The organism is Bradyrhizobium sp. NBAIM08 (assembly GCF_020193935.1).
GTDB lineage: Bacteria > Pseudomonadota > Alphaproteobacteria > Rhizobiales > Xanthobacteraceae > Bradyrhizobium > Bradyrhizobium yuanmingense.
Genome location: NZ_JADYVR010000720.1, coordinates 1 through 419, shown reverse-complemented (window position 1 = coordinate 419; position 419 = coordinate 1). Strand labels below are relative to the sequence as shown.

Genomic DNA, 419 nt, shown 5'->3' with positions numbered 1-419 from the left:
GGGCAACAGGTAGTGATCGAGCGGATCCGTGAACTCAGTGCGTACCGTCGCTCCGACGGCGCCGATCGTTCCACTAGCGTGGACGTAACCGAGTCCTCGCGCAGTCTTGACGAAGCCGGTGCGCGTTAGCAGCACGACGACGTCGTCCTTCGCCAGCGAGAGGAGTGCGCTGCGGAGCTCTTGCGGCCGACCGTGAAGCACCACGCCCGCACCAAAATGCCTTGCGATCCACTCCGCCGTCTCCAGCTCCGCGGGCGTGACCGTCGCACGCTTCAGTGGAGTGCCATCGAGCGATGTCGCCTCGACGACGAACACGAAGTCGCCATCCTCTGACTCACGTTGCTCGACGATTTGAAGGACACCATCGGTGATGACGCGAAGGCGCTCGCCCGATGCGCAGATGCGGTTGTCGACGATCC

General features: G+C 63.7%; 1 protein-coding gene. It reads right to left on the bottom strand.

All coding sequences use genetic code 11. From position 1 onward, the window contains the following. Positions 1-419: hypothetical protein (locus I6F37_RS41735; protein WP_225154631.1), on the bottom strand; the 419-nt coding region annotated here is incomplete at both ends.